Source organism: Bacillus sp. AK124 (assembly GCF_053903085.1).
Genome location: NZ_CP096378.1, coordinates 927,843 through 945,733, shown reverse-complemented (window position 1 = coordinate 945,733; position 17,891 = coordinate 927,843). Strand labels below are relative to the sequence as shown.

At 46.8% G+C, this 17,891-nt stretch carries 21 protein-coding genes; 6 read left to right on the top strand and 15 right to left on the bottom strand.

From position 1 onward, the window contains the following. Nucleotides 1–2 precede the first annotated feature (2 nt). Nucleotides 3–1,412 carry an alanine/glycine:cation symporter family protein gene (locus M1E06_RS04640; RefSeq protein WP_048350243.1) on the bottom strand — a complete coding sequence of 470 codons (1,410 nt, stop codon included), beginning with the start codon at nucleotides 1,410–1,412 and terminating at the stop codon, nucleotides 3–5. Nucleotides 1,413–1,594: 182 nt separating this feature from the next. On the opposite strand from M1E06_RS04640, the gene M1E06_RS04635 reads away from it, so the two are divergent. Both M1E06_RS04635 and ald read left to right on the top strand, forming a co-directional pair. Then, a complete protein-coding gene (locus M1E06_RS04635) occupies nucleotides 1,595–2,833 on the top strand; it encodes a PucR family transcriptional regulator (protein WP_048350244.1) in 1,239 nt (412 codons plus the stop codon). A 110-nt stretch (nucleotides 2,834–2,943) separates the two neighbouring features. Next, on the top strand, nucleotides 2,944–4,083 hold the full coding sequence (gene ald, locus M1E06_RS04630) for an alanine dehydrogenase (protein WP_050820796.1): 1,140 nt from the start codon (nucleotides 2,944–2,946) through the stop codon (nucleotides 4,081–4,083). 52 nt (nucleotides 4,084–4,135) lie between these two features. Here the strand turns inward: ald and M1E06_RS04625 are convergent, their stop codons facing one another. Together M1E06_RS04625 and M1E06_RS04620 are read right to left on the bottom strand one after the other, a co-directional pair. Then, nucleotides 4,136–4,378, bottom strand: coding sequence for a hypothetical protein (locus M1E06_RS04625; protein WP_057957804.1), 243 nt, complete (start codon nucleotides 4,376–4,378; stop codon nucleotides 4,136–4,138). 14 nt (nucleotides 4,379–4,392) lie between these two features. Continuing rightward, nucleotides 4,393–4,986: a sulfite oxidase-like oxidoreductase gene (locus M1E06_RS04620; RefSeq protein ID WP_048350245.1), complete on the bottom strand. Its 594-nt coding sequence runs from the start codon at nucleotides 4,984–4,986 to the stop codon at nucleotides 4,393–4,395. 103 nt (nucleotides 4,987–5,089) lie between these two features. Between M1E06_RS04620 and M1E06_RS04615 the strand changes: the two genes are divergently transcribed. After that, complete coding sequence (locus M1E06_RS04615) at nucleotides 5,090–5,686, top strand: biotin transporter BioY (protein ID WP_048350246.1); 597 nt, start codon at nucleotides 5,090–5,092, stop codon at nucleotides 5,684–5,686. 78 nt (nucleotides 5,687–5,764) lie between these two features. On the opposite strand, the gene M1E06_RS04610 is transcribed toward M1E06_RS04615, so the two are convergent. Together M1E06_RS04610 and M1E06_RS04605 are read right to left on the bottom strand one after the other, a co-directional pair. Beyond that, the gene (locus tag M1E06_RS04610) at nucleotides 5,765–7,093 is read right to left on the bottom strand and encodes a Na+/H+ antiporter family protein (RefSeq protein WP_145651761.1); all 1,329 of its coding nucleotides are present in this window, start codon (nucleotides 7,091–7,093) and stop codon (nucleotides 5,765–5,767) included. Nucleotides 7,094–7,245: 152 nt separating this feature from the next. Beyond that, nucleotides 7,246–8,736, bottom strand: a complete 1,491-nt coding sequence (locus tag M1E06_RS04605; RefSeq protein ID WP_075751301.1) for a leucyl aminopeptidase — start codon at nucleotides 8,734–8,736, stop codon at nucleotides 7,246–7,248. Between the two features lie 165 nt (nucleotides 8,737–8,901). Here M1E06_RS04605 and M1E06_RS04600 point away from each other — a divergent pair, with 165 nt between their 5' ends. Then, nucleotides 8,902–9,378 (top strand): divergent PAP2 family protein, encoded by a 477-nt coding sequence (locus M1E06_RS04600; RefSeq protein ID WP_048350249.1) that lies wholly within the window; start codon nucleotides 8,902–8,904, stop codon nucleotides 9,376–9,378. 43 nt (nucleotides 9,379–9,421) lie between these two features. On the opposite strand, the gene M1E06_RS04595 is transcribed toward M1E06_RS04600, so the two are convergent. The 4 genes from M1E06_RS04595 to M1E06_RS04580 form a co-directional block, all read right to left on the bottom strand. Continuing rightward, entirely contained in the window at nucleotides 9,422–10,087 is a 666-nt protein-coding gene (locus M1E06_RS04595; RefSeq protein ID WP_277619867.1) for a 3D domain-containing protein, read from the bottom strand. 133 nt (nucleotides 10,088–10,220) lie between these two features. Further along, nucleotides 10,221–10,541, bottom strand: coding sequence for a YuiB family protein (locus M1E06_RS04590; protein ID WP_011198260.1), 321 nt, complete (start codon nucleotides 10,539–10,541; stop codon nucleotides 10,221–10,223). 74 nt (nucleotides 10,542–10,615) lie between these two features. Next, on the bottom strand, nucleotides 10,616–10,744 hold the full coding sequence (locus M1E06_RS04585; RefSeq protein ID WP_003184925.1) for a YuiA family protein: 129 nt from the start codon (nucleotides 10,742–10,744) through the stop codon (nucleotides 10,616–10,618). Nucleotides 10,745–10,934: 190 nt separating this feature from the next. Continuing rightward, entirely contained in the window at nucleotides 10,935–12,152 is a 1,218-nt protein-coding gene (locus M1E06_RS04580; protein WP_026580067.1) for an NAD(P)/FAD-dependent oxidoreductase, read from the bottom strand. Between the two features lie 357 nt (nucleotides 12,153–12,509). Here M1E06_RS04580 and yumC point away from each other — a divergent pair, with 357 nt between their 5' ends. Then, nucleotides 12,510–13,508 (top strand): ferredoxin--NADP reductase 2, encoded by a 999-nt coding sequence (gene yumC, locus M1E06_RS04575; protein WP_023856177.1) that lies wholly within the window; start codon nucleotides 12,510–12,512, stop codon nucleotides 13,506–13,508. Nucleotides 13,509–13,542: 34 nt separating this feature from the next. Here the strand turns inward: yumC and M1E06_RS04570 are convergent, their stop codons facing one another. Next, nucleotides 13,543–13,743 carry a hypothetical protein gene (locus M1E06_RS04570; protein WP_048350251.1) on the bottom strand — a complete coding sequence of 67 codons (201 nt, stop codon included), beginning with the start codon at nucleotides 13,741–13,743 and terminating at the stop codon, nucleotides 13,543–13,545. Between the two features lie 142 nt (nucleotides 13,744–13,885). Between M1E06_RS04570 and M1E06_RS04565 the strand changes: the two genes are divergently transcribed. Next, nucleotides 13,886–14,110, top strand: coding sequence for a cold-shock protein (locus M1E06_RS04565; protein WP_020452823.1), 225 nt, complete (start codon nucleotides 13,886–13,888; stop codon nucleotides 14,108–14,110). A gap of 104 nt (nucleotides 14,111–14,214) precedes the next feature. On the opposite strand, the gene M1E06_RS04560 is transcribed toward M1E06_RS04565, so the two are convergent. The 5 genes from M1E06_RS04560 to M1E06_RS04540 all read right to left on the bottom strand — a co-directional run bounded on the left by M1E06_RS04560 (nucleotide 14,215) and on the right by M1E06_RS04540 (nucleotide 17,830). Next, on the bottom strand, nucleotides 14,215–14,694 hold the full coding sequence (locus M1E06_RS04560; protein WP_020452824.1) for a GNAT family N-acetyltransferase: 480 nt from the start codon (nucleotides 14,692–14,694) through the stop codon (nucleotides 14,215–14,217). A 102-nt stretch (nucleotides 14,695–14,796) separates the two neighbouring features. Continuing rightward, nucleotides 14,797–15,162 carry a HesB/IscA family protein gene (locus tag M1E06_RS04555; protein ID WP_020452825.1) on the bottom strand — a complete coding sequence of 122 codons (366 nt, stop codon included), beginning with the start codon at nucleotides 15,160–15,162 and terminating at the stop codon, nucleotides 14,797–14,799. A gap of 73 nt (nucleotides 15,163–15,235) precedes the next feature. Then, nucleotides 15,236–16,093 (bottom strand): diaminopimelate epimerase, encoded by an 858-nt coding sequence (gene dapF / locus M1E06_RS04550; RefSeq protein ID WP_216904467.1) that lies wholly within the window; start codon nucleotides 16,091–16,093, stop codon nucleotides 15,236–15,238. Between the two features lie 126 nt (nucleotides 16,094–16,219). Then, nucleotides 16,220–17,437 carry a NupC/NupG family nucleoside CNT transporter gene (locus tag M1E06_RS04545; protein WP_020452827.1) on the bottom strand — a complete coding sequence of 406 codons (1,218 nt, stop codon included), beginning with the start codon at nucleotides 17,435–17,437 and terminating at the stop codon, nucleotides 16,220–16,222. Nucleotides 17,438–17,593: 156 nt separating this feature from the next. Beyond that, complete coding sequence (locus M1E06_RS04540) at nucleotides 17,594–17,830, bottom strand: YuzB family protein (RefSeq protein WP_003184941.1); 237 nt, start codon at nucleotides 17,828–17,830, stop codon at nucleotides 17,594–17,596. Between the last annotated feature and the right edge of the window lie 61 nt (nucleotides 17,831–17,891).

Sequence of the window (17,891 nt, the reverse complement as noted above, 5' to 3'; positions counted from 1 at the left end):
GATCAGCCCGCTTTCAAGCCGGCTGATTTTTGTTTTTCCTTATTATAATGGTGCAAAAAGAAATCGTCAGTTTCCGCCCGAATGACTTTCCATAAGAGCACAAGGGCGATTAAGTTCGGGATCATCATTAATGCGTTCGCCATGTCGGCAAAAGCCCATACAGTATTGAGGCTTGCGACTGCACCGTAATATGCAGCGATGACATAAACGACACGGTAAACCGGCACCCATTTTAAACCAACTAAATATTCCAGACATTTTTCTCCATATACATACCAACCGACAATGGTTGAATAGCCGAAGAAAATAACTGAAAACGTCACAATGTATTTACCCGCGGCTCCGAGCGAAGAAGCAAACGCGGCGTTTGTCAGCGCACCGGCGTCAAGCGATGTATCGTGGGCAACACCAGAAAGCAGACCGCCTGAAGGATCCCAAAATCCCGTAATAATGAGGACGAGCCCGGTCATTGTACATACGATCAATGTGACGATGAATGTTCCCGTCATCGCAACCAAAGCAGCCTTGACGGGGTGATCGGATTTCGCGTTTCCTGCGATCAAAGCAGCGGTACCAAGACCCGCTTCATTTGAAAAGATTCCTTTCGACATGCCGTTTCTGATCGCCTCAGACACGACTACACCTGTAAAGCCCCCAGCGGCTGACACCGGATTGAAGGCGTGATAAAAAATCAGCTGGAACGCCGGAATGATTTGATCATAATGAAGGAAAATAATGATCAGTGAGCCGCCGATATAAAGTATCGCCATGACCGGCACAAAAATGCTCGCAACCGTGCTGACACGCTGAAAACCGCCGAAGATGATCGCAGCCGTCAATACTGCGAGCACAAGGCCGATGATCCAGCCGGGAATCCCGAAGCTGTGTGTAACGACTTCCGAAATCGTGTTGGACTGGACGGAATCCCCGATTCCAAAAGAGGCAAGCACACCTGACAAGGCAAATAAAACGGCAAGCGGCTTCCACTTCTTCCCGAGCCCTTTTTCGACATAGTACATCGGCCCGCCCGAATATTCGCCCCGCTCATTTTTGACGCGGTATTTCGTGGCGAGCAATGCTTCGCTGTATTTCGTAGCCATCCCTAAAAGACCGACGAGCCACATCCAAAACAAAGCCCCCGGACCTCCAACCGTAATCGCCGTGGCTACACCGGCAATATTCCCGTTTCCGATCGTTCCGGCAAGCGTCGTCATCAGCGCCTTGAAATTGCTGACATCACCGTCTGCTCCGGCTGATTCTTTCTCTTTCCCGAATGCAAGCTTGAATGCATATATCAATCTTTTAAATTGAAGCCCCCGCAGGATGAACGTCAGAAATAAACCGGTTCCCACAAGCAGTATGATGCCCGGGACTCCCCATAAAAAGCCGTTGATTTTCTCTAGAATCGCCAATGTTCCTACTCCTCTTATTTCAGAATAATTAAATTTGGTTTAATACATCGCCGTGTTTATGAAAAATAATAAATCATCAGCGACTTTTTTGTTGATTTTAACAAACAACTATATTCATAATAAAAGTAAGATGGGTATATGTCAAAATTTTTTCATGCAAACATAAAAAGTAGGGGTTTTTTATGAACAATCGAAACAATCCTTTTAAATATCAATATGACCGTTTAGAAGATGTGGCAGATCATATCAGCGAGGTGCTGGACTGTCCGATTACGATAGAAGACATCAACCACCGCCTCCTTGCTTACAGCACCCACAGCGACTATACGGACCCGGCGAGAACGTCAACAATCATCGGAAGGCGCGTGCCGGAAAAAGTCATCAACAAGCTTTGGAAGGATGGAACGATTCCCGCCTTGATGAAAACCGACGAACCGATCAGGGTCGAACAAATCGATGAAGTCGGCCTGTCGAGCCGCGTGGCGATTTCAATCTGGAAAAACAGCGAGGTTATCGGTTTTATCTGGGCGCTGGAAAGCCAAAAAACGCTGTCGGAAGACGAGCTTCACCTTTTGAAGCTGGCCGCGGATTCCGTAAAGAACAAGCTGCTGCCTTATCAAGTCCGAAAAAGAAAAAATGAACAGCGCAGCCAGGAATTTTTCTGGAAGCTTTTGACCGGGCACATTTCGGAAGATCAGGAGATCTCCGACGGCTTTCACCAGCTTGGTATCGGAGTTCCTTCAACTTATTCGGTCATCATCATCCGGCTGAAAGACGAAATCGAAGAAAAAACCGAAAAGCAGCTCCATTACTTGCTGGAAACGACGCAGCAGGTGCAAATCCTTCTGGCTACTATCGACTATAATGAGCTGATTGTCCTCGCTTCGCCAAAAACGGGGCAAAAAGGGCAGCCGTTCAATGATTTAAAGCAATTTGCCGCAAATATACAAAAGCAGCTTGAAGAGCGCTATAAACTGAATAACTGCACGATCGCGATCGGCGGAATGTACAGCTTGATCACCCTTGTGCACCAGTCTTATCAGGAAGCGCTCTCGGCGCTGAAGGTCAAGGAGCGTTTTCCCGATGAGACAAGGCAGCTCGTCAGCTTTTCAGAGCTCGGCATCTATCAGTATCTCGACGTGCTCAGCGAAAAACGGAAACATGCAAGCTATCCAAACTATTCTTTAATGCAGCTTGAAGCATATGATAAAGAGCACCACTCCAATCTTGTCGAGACGCTTGAACAGTTCATCGAATGCGACAGCAACGTCAACACCGCCGCAAAAAAGCTGAACATTCACGTCAACACGCTGAATTACAGGCTGAAACGCATCAGCAAAATCGCCGAAATCGATTTAAAGAATATCAATGAAAAATTTACGATTTATCTTGAAATCAAGCTTCGCAACATGCATTTGTGAAATTCCACAAATGCATGTTTTTTTATTTTTCGATTCAAACAAAGAAAATTCCAAAAAGTCAGTATAAACTAAAGCAACAGCATTTTTACAGAAAAAGGAGGAATGATGGAATGATTATCGGCGTACCGAAAGAAATCAAAAATAATGAAAACCGTGTTGCCTTGACTCCCGGTGCTGCTTCTCAACTGATCGCGGCCGGACACCGCGTCATCATGGAAAAAGACGCGGGGACTGGAAGCGGGTTTGAAAATGAGGATTACGTCTCAGTCGGAGCGGAGATCTCCGAACAGGCGAAAGCCGTCTGGGAAGCGGCTGATATGGTGATGAAAGTCAAAGAGCCGCTCCCTGAAGAATACCCGTATTTTAGAGAAGGTCTCATCTTGTTCACCTATCTGCATCTGGCCGCAGAGCCTTCCCTGGCTGAAGCATTAAAGCAAAAAGGCGTGACAGCCATTGCCTATGAAACGGTCAGCGACGGCCGCTCCCTTCCTTTGCTGACGCCGATGTCAGAGGTAGCCGGGCGGATGGCCGCCCAAATCGGCGCGCAGTTCCTCGAAAAGCCGAAAGGCGGAAAAGGCATACTACTGGCCGGTGTACCCGGAGTCGCGCGCGGGAAAGTGACGATCATCGGCGGAGGCGTTGTCGGCACAAATGCGGCAAAAATCGCGGCGGGCCTCGGAGCCGACGTGACGATGATCGATTTAAGCGCGGAACGTCTGCGCCAGCTTGATGATCAATTCGGCAACCAAATCAAAACATTGATGTCCAATCCGGTCAACATCGCCGATGCCGTAGCGGAAGCCGACCTCCTCATCTGCGCGGTTCTGATCCCGGGTGCCAAAGCGCCGACTTTAGTGACGGAAGAGATGGTCAAACAGATGAAACCGGGCTCTGTGATCGTTGACGTCGCAATCGATCAAGGCGGCATCGTCGAGACGGTGGATCACATCACAACCCACGACAATCCGACCTATGTCAAACACGGAATCGTCCATTACGCCGTTGCCAACATGCCGGGCGCCGTTCCGCGGACATCCACAGTCGCACTGACGAATGTAACGGTTCCGTACGCGCTTGAAATCGCAAATAAGGGCGCGGAAAAAGCGATACTTGAAAACCGAGCGCTAAAAGCCGGCGTAAACACAGCAAACGGCCATATCACTTATGAAGCCGTAGCCAGGGACTTAAACTATGATTACGTTCCGGCAGAGCTTGCGATCGAAAATTCGTCGTCAGCTGCCGGCGCCTAGCATCAAAAAGACAGAGCCTCAGGAAATATCTCCGAGACTCTGTCTTTTCCTATTATTCCGTTTTCCGCCGATCCTGAAACAACTTTGCCGCGATTGCAGAAACAGGGATCGCCGCAAACAGAACGATTCCCCACAGCGTCCTGTCTGAGGCATCGCCGGCTGCGGCAAACAGCGGCAAAACCGCCGCAGCTGTCAGCGCTAATAAAACAGCAAAAGCCTTTTTCTTGAATGATGCGATAAAAAGCCAAAAACAGACGGTCAGCATGAAAAATATGAGCAGCTGTACGAAAAACATTTCATTCTCCCCCGCTAATCAAAGCTGTACCTTTCTTCTTTCCAAGGATTTCCCCTCATATGGTAGCCGTTTTTCTCCCAAAAGCCCGGATGGTTTTCCTTTGTAAACTGAATGCCCCTCAGCCATTTGGCGCTTTTCCAAAAATACAGATGCGGCATGACCGCTCTGAGCGGAAAACCGTGCTCCGGCGTGAGCGGGGCGCCGTTGTGGGAATGGGCCAAAAGAGACGAGTCCTTTAAGAAGTCTTCGAGCGGAACATTCGTCGTCCAGCCTTCCTCTGCATGCAAGATGACAAATTTGGCTTCCGGAAGCGGCTTTACTCTTTCAGCGATCTCCCTTGTTTTGATCCCTTCCCAGACATTATCGAGCCTGGACCAGCCTGTTACACAATGAATGTCATTGGACACTTCGCTTTGCGGCATGTCATGCAGATCATTCAAAGTCAGCAGGAGCGGCTGTTCGACAAGTCCGTAAACTTGCAAATTCCATTTTGACAGGTCTTCGTATTCCGGAACATCGCCTGCATGAAGAACAGGAAAAGATGTCGTGACATTTTGGTTTGGAGGCACCCTGTCGGACTTGTGCGCTTTTGTTTTTCCAAAAAACACGAAAGAACCTCCTTTGTTAACTTTGGTTAAAAAGTGGTTGACAAACTATTTTACGATCTCTTACGATAAGGTTGTGGTGAATCACTGAGGAGGAACAAATCTCATGAATAAAAAGAAACTTCGCGCCGCTGATATGGCGCTTGTCGGAATGTTTGCCGCCCTGATGGGGATCGGCGCTAATATCACTTCGTTTGCCCCGTTTCTGCAAATCGGCGGTATTCCGCTTACGATGCAGCCTTTCTTTTGTCTGCTTGCCGGGCTTCTGCTCGGCCGCAAATTAGGTGCGCTGTCCATGATCGTCTATGCGTTAGTCGGCTTTGCAGGCGCTCCTGTATTCGCTTCTTTTTCAGGCGGTATTTCCGTTCTTTTCAAAGGAAGCGCCGGATTTATTCTATCCTACATTCCTGCCGCATATGCCGCGGGCTGGATCACGGACAAAGTATCACAACCGAAAACAGGCCATTTTTTCACAGCTTCATTGATCGGTACACTGATCATTTATCTGATTGGTGTCAATTATACGTATCTCGCGTTTTCAACTTGGCTCAATACACCGTTGTCTTATTCAGCCGTTTGGAAGATGATGGCCTGGTTCTTCGTGAAAGACTTGGCATTCTCCGTTCTGCTCGCCGCGCTCGCCTCAAAGGTTTTCCGGGCCGTTCAAAAAGGCGCAGGCTTCAGAAGAAACCCGACTTATTAATAAAGAGCCGGCGGTGCGGTTCTCTTTTTATTTTAACAAACATAGAAAAAAATTCCCCTCAAAGCGAGGGGAATTTTTTTAAAGAACAATCGCCGCGATCCAGCCAAACAAAATCAGCGGAATATTATAAAAGATGAATGTCGGAACACAAGTGTCCCAAATGTGGTGGTGCTGTCCGTCTGCATTTAAGCCTGATGTCGGGCCAAGCGTGCTGTCGCTCGCAGGTGAACCGGCGTCTCCGAGAGCCGCCGCCGTTCCGATAATGGCGATGGTCGCCATCGGACTGAAGCCAAGCTGCATGCAAAGCGGCACAAATATCGTTGCGATAATCGGAATCGTCGCAAATGATGAACCGATCCCCATTGTAATCAATAAACCGACAATCAGCATCAGCAATGCGCCGATCAATTGATTATTGCTGATGAAACCGGTTGACGCTTCAACAAGAGCTTTGACATCGCCCGTTTTCTCAAGCACATTGGCAAAACCGGCTGCAGCCAGCATCACAAATCCAATAAACGCCATCATGTTCATGCCGTTTGTGATCAATTCGTCCGCTTCGCCGCGCTTCATCGCTCCGCTTAAAAACAAGACTGTCAAACCGCTGAGCGCGCCGAAGATCATTCCGTCGACGTCTAAACTCTGAGACAAATAAAGCTGTACGCTTAGTGATACAGCGATGGCCAAACCGGCAATCGAAAGGCTTTTTTTCGTATAGACCGCCGATTTTTGACCGGCGATTTCCTTCATTTCGTATGTGCGCGGTTTGCGGTACACAAAAACAGCGGCAGCCAAACCGGCAATCATCCCGGCGATCGGGATGATCATGGCGATCGGAATATCAGCCAATGTGACCGAAAGACCGGCGTCTTTCATATTGTCTTTCAAAATCCCCTGGAAAATCTGGCCGAAGCCGACGGGAAGCAAAATATACGGAGCTGTCAGTCCGAATGTCATCGCACATGCAATCAGGCGGCGGTCCACTTGCAGCTCATTCAAAATTTTCAATAACGGCGGAATTAAAACAGGGATAAATGCGATATGAACTGGAACGATATTTTGAGACATACAAGAAATGATTAAAATCACGAAGACGATCAGCGCTTTTGAAAGGGTTTTGCGCCTTGCATCGCCTTCTTTGCCGATCAGCTTGACAGCAGCTTCAACCATGGCATCAGGAAGACCCGTTTTCGTCAAAGCGACCGCAAATGCGCCGAGAAGCGCGTAACTGACAGCGACGGTTGCGTTCCCTCCGAGTCCTTCCGTGAATACGCTGACCGTCTGGCCGAGGCCGAGACCGCCCGTCAGACCTCCGGCAAGTGCGCCCACAATCAAGGCAAGAACAACATTGACCCGCAGCAGGCTTAATATAAGCATGACAATAACAGCAATCACAACTGCATTCATATTTGAAACCTCCGAACAAACGCTTTAGTTTGCTAATGTAGTAGATAATTAAAGTAATGAACGTATAGTACCACATATTTTATGAATGCGTCAATGAGGCTCCTCTGTATTTTCCATAAAAAAAATCCCCTTCTGTCAAAGGGGATAAAAGCCTACAATTGATCTGAAAACCGCTCGACAAACGTGACAAGCGTCCTTACCATCACGCCTGTTCCGCCTTTCGGTCCAAAGCATGAGCTTTGAGCTGTCGTTGCCGTTCCGGCGATGTCAAGGTGAACCCATGGCGTCCGCTCGGCGAATTCGCCGAGGAACGTTCCGGCCATAATCGCATGGCCTTCCCTGCCCGGTGAATTGTTAAGATCGGCCATTTGGCTGTTTTTCACTCTTTTTTTGTCTTTTTCTGTAATCGGAAGCTGCCAAATCGCTTCTCCCGCTTCTTCAGCCGCCTGTCTCACCTGCTGATAAAGCGGATCATGATTTGTCATCGCGCCCGTCGTTTCCGTTCCCAGAGCTACGACGACACCTCCGGTCAGTGTCGCGACATCGATCAACACGGAAGCTCCGTGGTGCTTCGCATATGTCAGTCCGTCAGCGAGCGCCAGCCTTCCTTCGGCGTCCGTATTCAAGATCTCAATCGTCTTGCCGCTCAAGGAAACGATGACATCGTCCGGCTTCATTGCGCTTCCCGAAATCATGTTATCAGTCGACGGGATCACGGCAAGCACGTTTTGTTCCGGCCTTAATTCTCCGATGGCTTCCATCGCTCCCAAAACGCTGGCGGCTCCGCCCATATCTGACTTCATGCCGACAATGCCGCTCTTCGTCTTAATCGAATAGCCGCCGGTATCAAACGTGATCCCTTTGCCGACTAACCCGATGACATCATCCCATGTTTCTTTTCCCTGATATTTTAAGACGATCATTTTCGGCGGCTCTTCTGATCCTTGGTTGACCGCGAGGAGACCGCCCATCCCGAGCTCTTCCATTTCAGCCTTTTCGAGAATTTCACATTCAAATTCGTATTTTGCTGCCAATTCAGCGGCGTATGACGCGAGATCCGCCGCTGTCAGCATGTTCCCCGGCATGTTCACGAGGGTTCTCGCCGAATTCGTCGCATTTCCGTACACCTGCCCGACGTGCAAACTCGCCTGAATTTCTTTCAGGTCATGGTCTGTCAAAACATAGACGCTTTGCAGGCATTGATCAGGCACATTTGCTCTGTGCTTGTAATCCTGCACTTCATAGCATGACAGCATGCACGATTCAGCCAATGCATGCGCGGCGTCAGCGGCTGGGACCTCTTCAGATACGAAGCTGTCGAGCATGACGGTTAACTCCTGCTTTCGATCTTTGTGAATCTGCTGAACAGCTTCGGCAAAGCACTGCTTCGCATCCTCGAAGGTAAATTCCGCTTCACGGCCCAATCCGACGATATAGATGCGTTTGACTCCCTGAAGGGAAGGGGTAAATATTTTAGACACTTTCGTTTTTTTGGAAGATACATCCCCGTCTTTCAGCAGCTGAGAAAGCTGGCCGTCCAAAAGGCGGTCGATTTCTTCCGCCTTCCCGTACAGCCGGCTTTTTTTAAACAGTCCGATTAAAAGTGTTTCTTTTTTTTCGAAGTCTTTAAAGGCATAAAACATGCGTTCACAGCTCCTTATCAGCAAAGTGAGTAAAATTGAAACAACAATGTTATAATAGGAAAAACATTTTTCCCCGTTGGGGTTTCATATTATATATTTTAGCAAATAACTGCGTGCTTTTTTGAATTCATCTCTATTTTCTTTATAGAAAGGATGTTCTGCAAAATGGAAATCCTCACAAACTTTCCTTTACTGGCGAGCTTTGCCGCGATCTTTTTCGCTCAGTTTATCAAGGTTCCCATTTACTTTGTCGTCTCGAAAAAATGGGATTGGCGGCTCGTCACAAGCACTGGCGGAATGCCGAGCTCACACTCAGCAGCCGTTACGGCGCTTTCAACCGGCGTGGCTCTTGATCACGGGATGAATTCTTCTTTGTTCGCCGTTTCCGCAATATTCGCCGTTATTACGATGTTTGATGCAACCGGAGTGAGAAGACATGCCGGAGAACAAGCAACAGTGATCAACCGGCTTGTCCGCGATTTCAACCGCTTTGTCAACGAAGCGAAAGATTTCCCTAAAAGTCATCAGGAAGAAAAACAGAAGAAGCTGAAGGAACTGCTCGGCCATCAGCCGATTGAAGTGTTTTTCGGCGGTTTGACCGGCATTGCCCTGACGCTGCTTCTCGATTATTTATTGATGTAGAGCAAAAAAACGTTTAAGACGCACAGGTCTTAAACGTTTTTTCTTATTCTTTCGCCATTTTATATTTTTGTCTGAATACTTGCATCGATTTATTTTCATTCAGCTTCAAGAGATCCTCTTCGGTAATGGTGCCGTTTCCTTTCTTAATGACATAAACATCAAGTGTTTTTTTGCCCCACTCTTTATAAACGTCCTCAACCGTCTCATAGTACAAATCGAGCCGGTTCCCTTTAATGGCTGATCCGGTATCCGCAACAACGCCATAGCCGTAGTCCGGTATGAACAATATCGTGCCGATCGGAAAGACCGACGGGTCGGCAGCAACGGTTGAATATAAATCTCTTTTGACTTTGACTCCCGAATATGTAATCCCGTAATCTGGATGATGAGGCTGTTTTCCCGTCGATTCCGCCCCTGCTGTATATCCGGTCGCGGTGACTTTTTGCTTCGGATACTTGGTCCAGTCAAAGGCATCTTCAAGCGATTTCGGTTTGTTTTTAATTTGTTCTGCGGCAGACAGAGACGTTTTTTCCGCTTTTTCTTTCGGAAGTGATTTAAAGGTGAGCATCAGCTGTTTCAAGGACAGATCGCGTTCTTTCGCCCAGCTGGATATGTCCTGTGCTTCCACGCCTGAAACGGCAAAGAAGGTCGTCATAAAAGCAAGGACAAACAAAACTGTCATCAAGAAACGCCGGAACATTGTCATCACTTTTCTCAAATCTTCCACTCCTCTCACCATCTAGTTGTTTCCAAGCGGAAACAGAAATATTCAGATGGCGGAAAAGTTTTGAGAAAAGTGAAAAAATTAAATCCAAAAAACCCTCTCCCTTGAAGAAGAAGGCTTAAAACATTTGATATCCCCTTTTTCGCAGCGCTTTAATCGTAACGCCCGACAACAGGGCCCCGGCCATTCCGCTGGCTAAAATGATGATATCGGCAGCAGCCAATGAAGCCACTCTGTCAAAAAGGCCGGAAAATGCCTCTCCCGGCGCCTCTACATAGCGAATAAGCTTTTCTTTATTCACAATGAAAAGGCATACAATTGGATAAATGACAGCCATGATCCATGACATCCTGAGCAGCATATTCAGCAGAAAACCGATACCGAAAAACAGGACGAAAAATAAGACAACTGAAATGATGACAACTGGTAAACTAATCAAAGCCTCCACCCCCAATTCACCTCTTTTAGTGTACATTGGGGAAGGAACTTGAGTCAATCATTGGAAAGCGGCGATCAGCGGTCTTTTCCCGTTCCCTTGCAGTTGCTGCACGTTTCCGAACCGCCAAGCAGAAGCTGAAAATAGCCTTTTCCCGAACAGAAAGTACAGGTTGATTCAAGGCGATGGGTTGACGTCGTCTTCATTAGATACACACCTTTTTTCTTAATTTTCTGATAATATATCATGAACATTGTCAATAATAAAGTCAGAAAATATAACAGATCATTTGATGTAAGCGCTTAAAAACTAAGCTTTCTTCCTTTTTCTTTCGTTTTTGAAGTTTTTAACCCCGAATAAAAAGCCCGCAGCTTCCGCTGCAGGCTTTGATTCTGATTAGAAAAATTTAAACTTTCCTTTTTTCAGAACAAGCCCCGGCCCGCCGATCAGGAACAGCGAGCGGTTGTCGATGATTTTTTTCATCATGGACGCCGTCGTTCCCGTCATCTTTCTCCCGAATGCGACGCCGATTGCATCATGTTCGCCGAGAGAAGCGACAGAGCCTTTATTATCGAATGAGAACGTTTCCGTTTCTTTGCCGTGAATCAGTGCGGCCAGATTGTTTGCGCACGTTTCGCCCTGCTGCATGGAAATCTGCGCAGTCGGCGGATAAGGCCTTTCGGTTTCTTCATTTATGATCAGCGAGCAGTCTCCGATAACAAATATATCATCATGGCCTTCAACACGCAGATCAGGTTTTACCTTCACACGGCCGCGCATGTTTTCAAAGCCTGATTCTTCTATGATCGGGTTGCCGCGGACACCTGCGGCCCATACGACAGTGCCTGCTTTGATTTCTTCGGTCTGATCGTCTTTTCCGCAAATGATTCCGTCAGGCGTGCATTCTTTCACAGCCGTGCCGATTTTGAATTCAACGCCCTTTCCTTCAAGGTAGTTGACCGCATAATCGACAAGCTCCGGATCAAAGCCCGGGAGAACGGACGGCGCGGCTTCCACGCATATTAAACGAACCTGCTGGCGGTCGATATCGTATTCGCGGCACAGCTCAGGAATGCGGTTGCCCAATTCGCCCAAAAATTCAATGCCGGTAAAACCCGCTCCTCCGACAACGATCGTCAGGCGTTCCGGGCGCTTCTCGGCTTCTGTATTATACGTTGCAAACTGATATTCAATGTGCTCGCGAAGCTGCCGGGACGAATTGATGTTTGAAATGGAGAAAGCATACTCTTTCAATCCAGAAATTCCGAAAGTTTCAGGGACGGCCCCCAGCGCCACGACAAGATAGTCGTAACTAAGCTCGCCGGTTTCAAGGACGACTTTCTTTCCTTCTTTATCGATTTTCTTTACCGTATCCTGAACGAAATTGACACGGGATGTATTGATGACATCTTTAATTTGGTAGCGGCATCTGTCATGATGAAGCGTACCTGCGCTCGCTTCGTGCATCCAGGTTGTCTCATAATGATAATTGTGCTTGTTGACAAGCGTAACATCCGCTTCATTGACGCCGATTTTTTTAACAAGTCTCGTAACGGTCATTAATCCACCATAACCTGCACCTAATACTACTACTTTTGGCTTATTCAACGGAATCACATCCACCTTTTCTGTATTTTACTGCTAAGCCGGATTAAAAATAGCCTTTGGGTTATCTTCTGCCGGCTTCAGGCTTTTTATGAAAAAAAGTTTGTGAAACCCTTCACTTTAATTTGCCGAACAACGGAATGTTTTTCGGCTGTGCGTCGAAAAATATTCACGAATCTTTAACAAAATGTTCACAACTACATCATAGCCGCTCGCTTTTGCTTTTTCAAGGTTAAATATGCTCGGGCGGCAGACTTTAGATCAGACGGTAATATTTTCCGATCTTAAAAAAACAGACGCGCTCGTATTTATTTTATGTGATATGATATAATTAAGAACAATTTTCATTTAGGGGGCATTATTTTCATGCGTGAAGACTCAAAAGTATATGACATTACAATTATCGGGGGCGGCCCTGTCGGCTTGTTTACCGCATTTTACGGCGGAATGCGGCAAGCGAGCGTCAAAATTATCGAAAGCCTGCCGCAGCTAGGCGGTCAGCTGTCCGCTTTGTATCCCGAAAAATACATATACGATGTAGCCGGGTTCCCTAAAATCCGCGCTCAGGAGCTGGTCGACAATTTGAAAGAGCAAATGGCGAAATTTGATCAGACCGTTTGTCTGGAACAAGCTGTCGAAAGCGTTGAAAAACAAGCAGACGGCATTTTCAAGCTCGTCACCAACAAAGAAATCCACTATTCTAAAACGGTGATTATTACTGCCGGAAACGGAGCATTCCAGCCGAGAAAGCTCGAGCTTGAATCTGCGGCTCAATACGAGAATGCAAACCTTCATTACTTTATAGATGATCTGAATCAATTTGCGGGCAAACGCGTTGCGGTGTTGGGCGGCGGCGACTCCGCCGTCGACTGGGCGCTCATGCTGGAACCGATCGCAAAAGAGGTGTCAATTATTCATCGCCGCGATAAATTCCGCGCACATGAACACAGCGTCGAAAACCTGCACAATTCAAAAGTCAATGTGTTGACACCGTTTGTTCCGACCGAACTGATCGGCGCCGAGCGGATTGAACAGATCGTCATCGAGGAAGTGAAAGGCGAGAGAAAAGAAATCATCGATGTCGACGATGTGATCGTCAACTTCGGATTTGTTTCATCTCTCGGACCAATCAAAAACTGGGGGCTTGAAATCGAGAAAAATTCGATCGTCGTCAAGTCCACAATGGAAACGAACATCGAGGGATTCTATGCAGCCGGCGACATCTGCACATACGAAGGAAAAGTCAAGCTGATTGCCAGCGGATTTGGAGAAGCGCCGACCGCTGTCAACAATGCGAAAGCTTACATGGATCCTAAAGCGCGCGTGCAGCCGCTGCACTCTACAAGCATGTTTGAAAACAAATAAAAATGAAAAGGAGCCTGACACCGGCTCCTTTTCATTATATGATATTCAAATATGAGAAGATCGTTCCCAAAATCAGCACAATCGTTAAGATGCCGACCGCTCCCGCCGCAGTCAAGACAATCCGGTCCGTAATTTTCTGTGCTTTTGGAAGCGGTTTTTCGCAGCCGCATGCCTCACAGACTTTTGAATCGTAAGGCGTAAGCCCGCCGCAGTTTCTGCAGTTGATTTTTTCCATGGTTGAACCCCTTTTCTTTACTGGGCTTGGACTTTAAATAAACCTGTCCAGTATAGAATAACAAATTGACGAATAGAATGTCTTAAGATTCACAAAATATTCTTAAATGAACTCCAAAAAACCCTTGTTAGGAAGTGACGATATGTCTTACTACAACAATCGCAATCAAGAGCCTTTGCCAAAGGAAGATATCAGTACGTGGGAATGTACGGCTGAGGACTGCAACGGATGGATGAGAAAAAATTTCACGAGCAGCGATCGCCCTCTATGCCCTCTGTGCAACAAGGAAATGGTAAGCGGAAGCCGCTATATCACCTCAATCACCAACAACACGAGCAATCTCAACCGAATCTTTAACCAGAAATAAACACGATTGTTCCGGAAGCCCCGTTGCAAAAACCTTGCTCAGCACTTGAGCGGGGTGGCTGCATTGCTTCCTTCCGGCATTTCCCGAGCGAAGCGGAAAACAGATTATGTTAAATCTTTTACCAAAAGAATCTCATCCCGAATCGGAATGCCGTTATCAGCGGCAAAGGGAATTTCAGGCTTTACTTTTCTTGCTTCTTCAACTGCGTTTACATACAGCTCGGCCATTGTATAGCCTCTCTTTTGATAAAACATAAACGCCCGCATATTATCGTTCGTCGTGATCAGTTTAATCGATTGACACTGTTTTCGCTTTGCAGCACGTTCCACTTCGTTTAAAAGGAGTGAGCCGATCCCTTTGTTTTCGGCAATACTGTCCAAGGAGACGACTTCACATTCGTTTCCGGCGATGAAGTACGTAATCAGGCCTTTTATATCGCCTTTTTCATCTGTCACAGCGAATCCTTCCAATTCATCGCAGCGGAATGTTCCGTGTGAATTGACCATGTCCGGACTTCCCCAATGCTTATGAAAAAACGCGGTAACGTCCGCTTTTGACAAGCCGAGCGTTGATACGAGTTTCATTTCTTTCCCCCCAGATCATAATAAAACGCCTTTTCGTCACGATGATGCATCGCAATGAAAGGCGTTTTTCTCATTCCATATCGTTGACCTGATGCCAATATGTCAGCACTCTTCAGGCTTCCCTGCATTCACTGCGGTTCTGAATGATGATCCGCAGCCGCATGAAGCGATGGCATTTGGATTATCGATGGTGAAGCCTCCGCCCATCATCGATTGTTTAAAATCAATGACCGTACCGTTCATAATATCCAGGCTTTCTTGATCTACAAGCACTGTGATTCCATGCTGGACGAATTCATTGTCGTCTTCGTTTTTTTCGTGTTCAAAACCCATGCCGTATGACAGACCGCTGCATCCGCCGCCTTTTACTCCGATTCTCAAGAATGCGTTCTCCTCTTCATGCTCTTTCATCATATCCTTGATATGAAGAGCAGCCGCTTCCGTGACCGTAACTGTTTTTTCGCTCATAACATCACACCTCCTAAAAGCTCATGTGTACTTTATTATAAAGTCGCACGTCCGATTTCTCAAACGGACCGACTCATGATATAAAAAACTCGCCTTCACATACCGTTTCAGCGGGTCCTGTCATCATGACACGACCGTCATTTTTCCAATTAATGATCAGATCGCCGCCGGCGAGATGGACGATAATGTCCGTGTCTCGTTTGGAATAGCCGTTGAGTATCGAACTCACTGCGGCTGCGCAGGCGCCCGTTCCGCATGCCTGGGTAATTCCTGAACCCCTTTCCCATACACGGAAATGGAGTTCTTTGTCGTTTTCGACTTCAACAAATTCTACGTTAACCCCTTCCGGAAACCTTTCATCTTTTTCAATGAGCGGTCCCATCGACGTAAGCGGCGCTTTTTCAATATCGTCTAAATAAAAGACGATGTGGGGATTGCCCATGGATACAGCGGTACCTTTCATTTCCCGGCCGCCGAATATCATCTTTTCATTGATCGTCTCCGACCCCTGTTCACCGCGCATTGGCATATCTGATTTGAGAAGACGCGGTTCACCCATATCGACTGTAGCCGATACAACTTTTCCTTCCTTCACTTCAATCTCAGCCTTTACCAAGCCTGAAAGAGTTTCAATTAAAAAGGATGTTTCCTTCACCAGTTTATGTTCATACGCGTATTTTGCAACGCAGCGCAAACCGTTTCCGCAGTTTTTGCCTTCAGATCCGTCGCTGTTGAAAATCCTCATTTTAACCGGCGCTTGATCTGAAGGACAGATGAGTATCATTCCGTCTGAACCGATTCCGGTGTAAACGGAAGACACTTTGACGGCCAAATCTGGCAACAGCTCCTCAGGGAGATGTTCTTCAAACTGATTGACGTATATATAGCTGTTTCCTAAGCCGTGCATTTTAGTAAAACGAAAAGAATTCATAGCCGCCTCCACATTTTTTTACTTTCTTCTAGTATAAAAGCTGAAAGGGATGGATACAATATGGCTATCCCCCGTTTTTCATACATAAAAGCTCCCTGCGTTCATTTGCAGGGAGCTTTTATCATGTTATCCGATAAACATACCGGCGATCGCCGCGCTTGTAAGGTTGGCCAATGTTCCGGCAGCAACGGCTTTCAAGCCGAGACGGGCGATATCGGAACGGCGGTTCGGCGCCATTCCTCCCAATCCTCCGAGCAAAATCGCCACAGAAGACAGGTTTGCGAAACCGCACAGCGCAAAGCTGATAATCGAAGCGGTTTTGACGGAAAGCTGATCAAACATCGGAGCAAAATTGGAATAAGCGACAAATTCATTCAGCACGAGCTTTTGACCGATAAAGCTTCCGGCCTGAACTGCTTCATCCCAAGGGACGCCGATGACAAAGGCGAGAGGTGCAAATACATAGCCGAGAATGAATTCAAGCGAAAGGTCTTTAAAACCGAACCATCCACCGATTCCTCCAAGAATTCCGTTTAAAACGGCAATCAAAGCAACAAATGCAAGCAGCATCGCACCGACATTCAAAGCAAGAGAAAGACCTGTTGATGCCCCTTTTGCAGCGGCATCGATGACATTTGCTGCGTCTTCGTCTTCAGCCATTTGAATATCTTTTTCTTCAATTTTCGATTTTTCAGTTTCGGGAATAAGCATTTTTGCCATAATCAAGCCCGCAGGTGCAGCCATAAAGCTCGCTGCAAGCAAATATTCGAGAGGAACCCCAAGAAGGGCGTAACCGAACAAAACAGAACCGGCCACTGATGCGAGTCCGCCTGTCATAACGGCAAACAGCTCCGACTTTGTTAAGTTTGCAATAAACGGCTTAATCACAAGCGGCGCCTCAGTTTGTCCGACAAAGATATTGGCAGCTGCAGAAAGAGATTCCGTTTTGCTTGTTCCGAGCAGTTTTGCCAATCCGCCGCCGATAAAGCGGATGATGACTTGCATGATCCGTAAGTGGTAAAGAACCGCAATCAGCGATGAAAAGAAGATGATAACAGGAAGAACGCTTAAAGCGAAGGCAGCGCTGTCGCCTACTTGCAAGAGAGGCCCGAAGAGAAAGCTGATTCCTTCATTCGCATAATTGACGAGATGCTGAACGGCTTTCGTAAACGAAAGAAACACTTCCCGCCCCATTTCCCATTTGAGAACGATGAATCCGAACAGGAGCTGCATCGCCAAACCGATTAAAATCGTTCTTATGTTAATTTTACTCTTGTGCTCAGAAAGCAGAAAAGCAATCGCGAAAATCGCCAGAATACCAAGAAGTCCCCATAAAATGTTCATGACCACACCTCTTATTATTTTTTAAACTTTTATTAAGATAACAATTAATGATTGGCCTGTCCACAAAAATTTTTAAGAATTTTTTCTCTTTTTATGTAAACCCTTTCAAACAAAGGCTTTGCATGAAAAAACGAGATCACCAAGATGACCCCGTTTTTAAATAAGTTCATTTTCATCAATGAACTTGTATATATTTTCGACCAATTCAGCCGGATTATTCGCTGTCACCATTTCTCCGTTTACAAGAGCATACATGGTCTGCATGCATTGTCCGCAGTAACTCAGGCAGCCGTATTCGACGACGTCCAGATTCGGATCTTTCTCCAATATTTCTTTTGCTTCCTGAGAACCTTGGGCAAGATTGCTGACGCAAAACTCAACGATTGGAAACACTTTATTTCACCTCACATCGCTTTTTTATCGTACCCTATTTACGTTTCAATAGTCAAAGTTT

Coding starts and splice junctions, on each gene's coding strand:
- M1E06_RS04635 (WP_048350244.1), top strand. CDS start 1,595: ATGAACAATCGAAACAATCCTTTTAAATATCAATATGACCGTTTAGAA.
- ald (WP_050820796.1), top strand. CDS start 2,944: ATGATTATCGGCGTACCGAAAGAAATCAAAAATAATGAAAACCGTGTT.
- M1E06_RS04625 (WP_057957804.1), bottom strand. CDS start 4,378: ATGTTTTTCGTACAGCTGCTCATATTTTTCATGCTGACCGTCTGTTTT.
- M1E06_RS04615 (WP_048350246.1), top strand. CDS start 5,090: ATGAATAAAAAGAAACTTCGCGCCGCTGATATGGCGCTTGTCGGAATG.
- M1E06_RS04610 (WP_145651761.1), bottom strand. CDS start 7,093: ATGAATGCAGTTGTGATTGCTGTTATTGTCATGCTTATATTAAGCCTG.
- M1E06_RS04605 (WP_075751301.1), bottom strand. CDS start 8,736: ATGTTTTATGCCTTTAAAGACTTCGAAAAAAAAGAAACACTTTTAATC.
- M1E06_RS04600 (WP_048350249.1), top strand. CDS start 8,902: ATGGAAATCCTCACAAACTTTCCTTTACTGGCGAGCTTTGCCGCGATC.
- M1E06_RS04585 (WP_003184925.1), bottom strand. CDS start 10,744: ATGAAGACGACGTCAACCCATCGCCTTGAATCAACCTGTACTTTCTGT.
- yumC (WP_023856177.1), top strand. CDS start 12,510: ATGCGTGAAGACTCAAAAGTATATGACATTACAATTATCGGGGGCGGC.
- M1E06_RS04570 (WP_048350251.1), bottom strand. CDS start 13,743: ATGGAAAAAATCAACTGCAGAAACTGCGGCGGGCTTACGCCTTACGAT.
- M1E06_RS04565 (WP_020452823.1), top strand. CDS start 13,886: ATGTCTTACTACAACAATCGCAATCAAGAGCCTTTGCCAAAGGAAGAT.
- M1E06_RS04560 (WP_020452824.1), bottom strand. CDS start 14,694: ATGAAACTCGTATCAACGCTCGGCTTGTCAAAAGCGGACGTTACCGCG.
- M1E06_RS04555 (WP_020452825.1), bottom strand. CDS start 15,162: ATGAGCGAAAAAACAGTTACGGTCACGGAAGCGGCTGCTCTTCATATC.
- dapF (WP_216904467.1), bottom strand. CDS start 16,093: ATGAATTCTTTTCGTTTTACTAAAATGCACGGCTTAGGAAACAGCTAT.
- M1E06_RS04545 (WP_020452827.1), bottom strand. CDS start 17,437: ATGAACATTTTATGGGGACTTCTTGGTATTCTGGCGATTTTCGCGATT.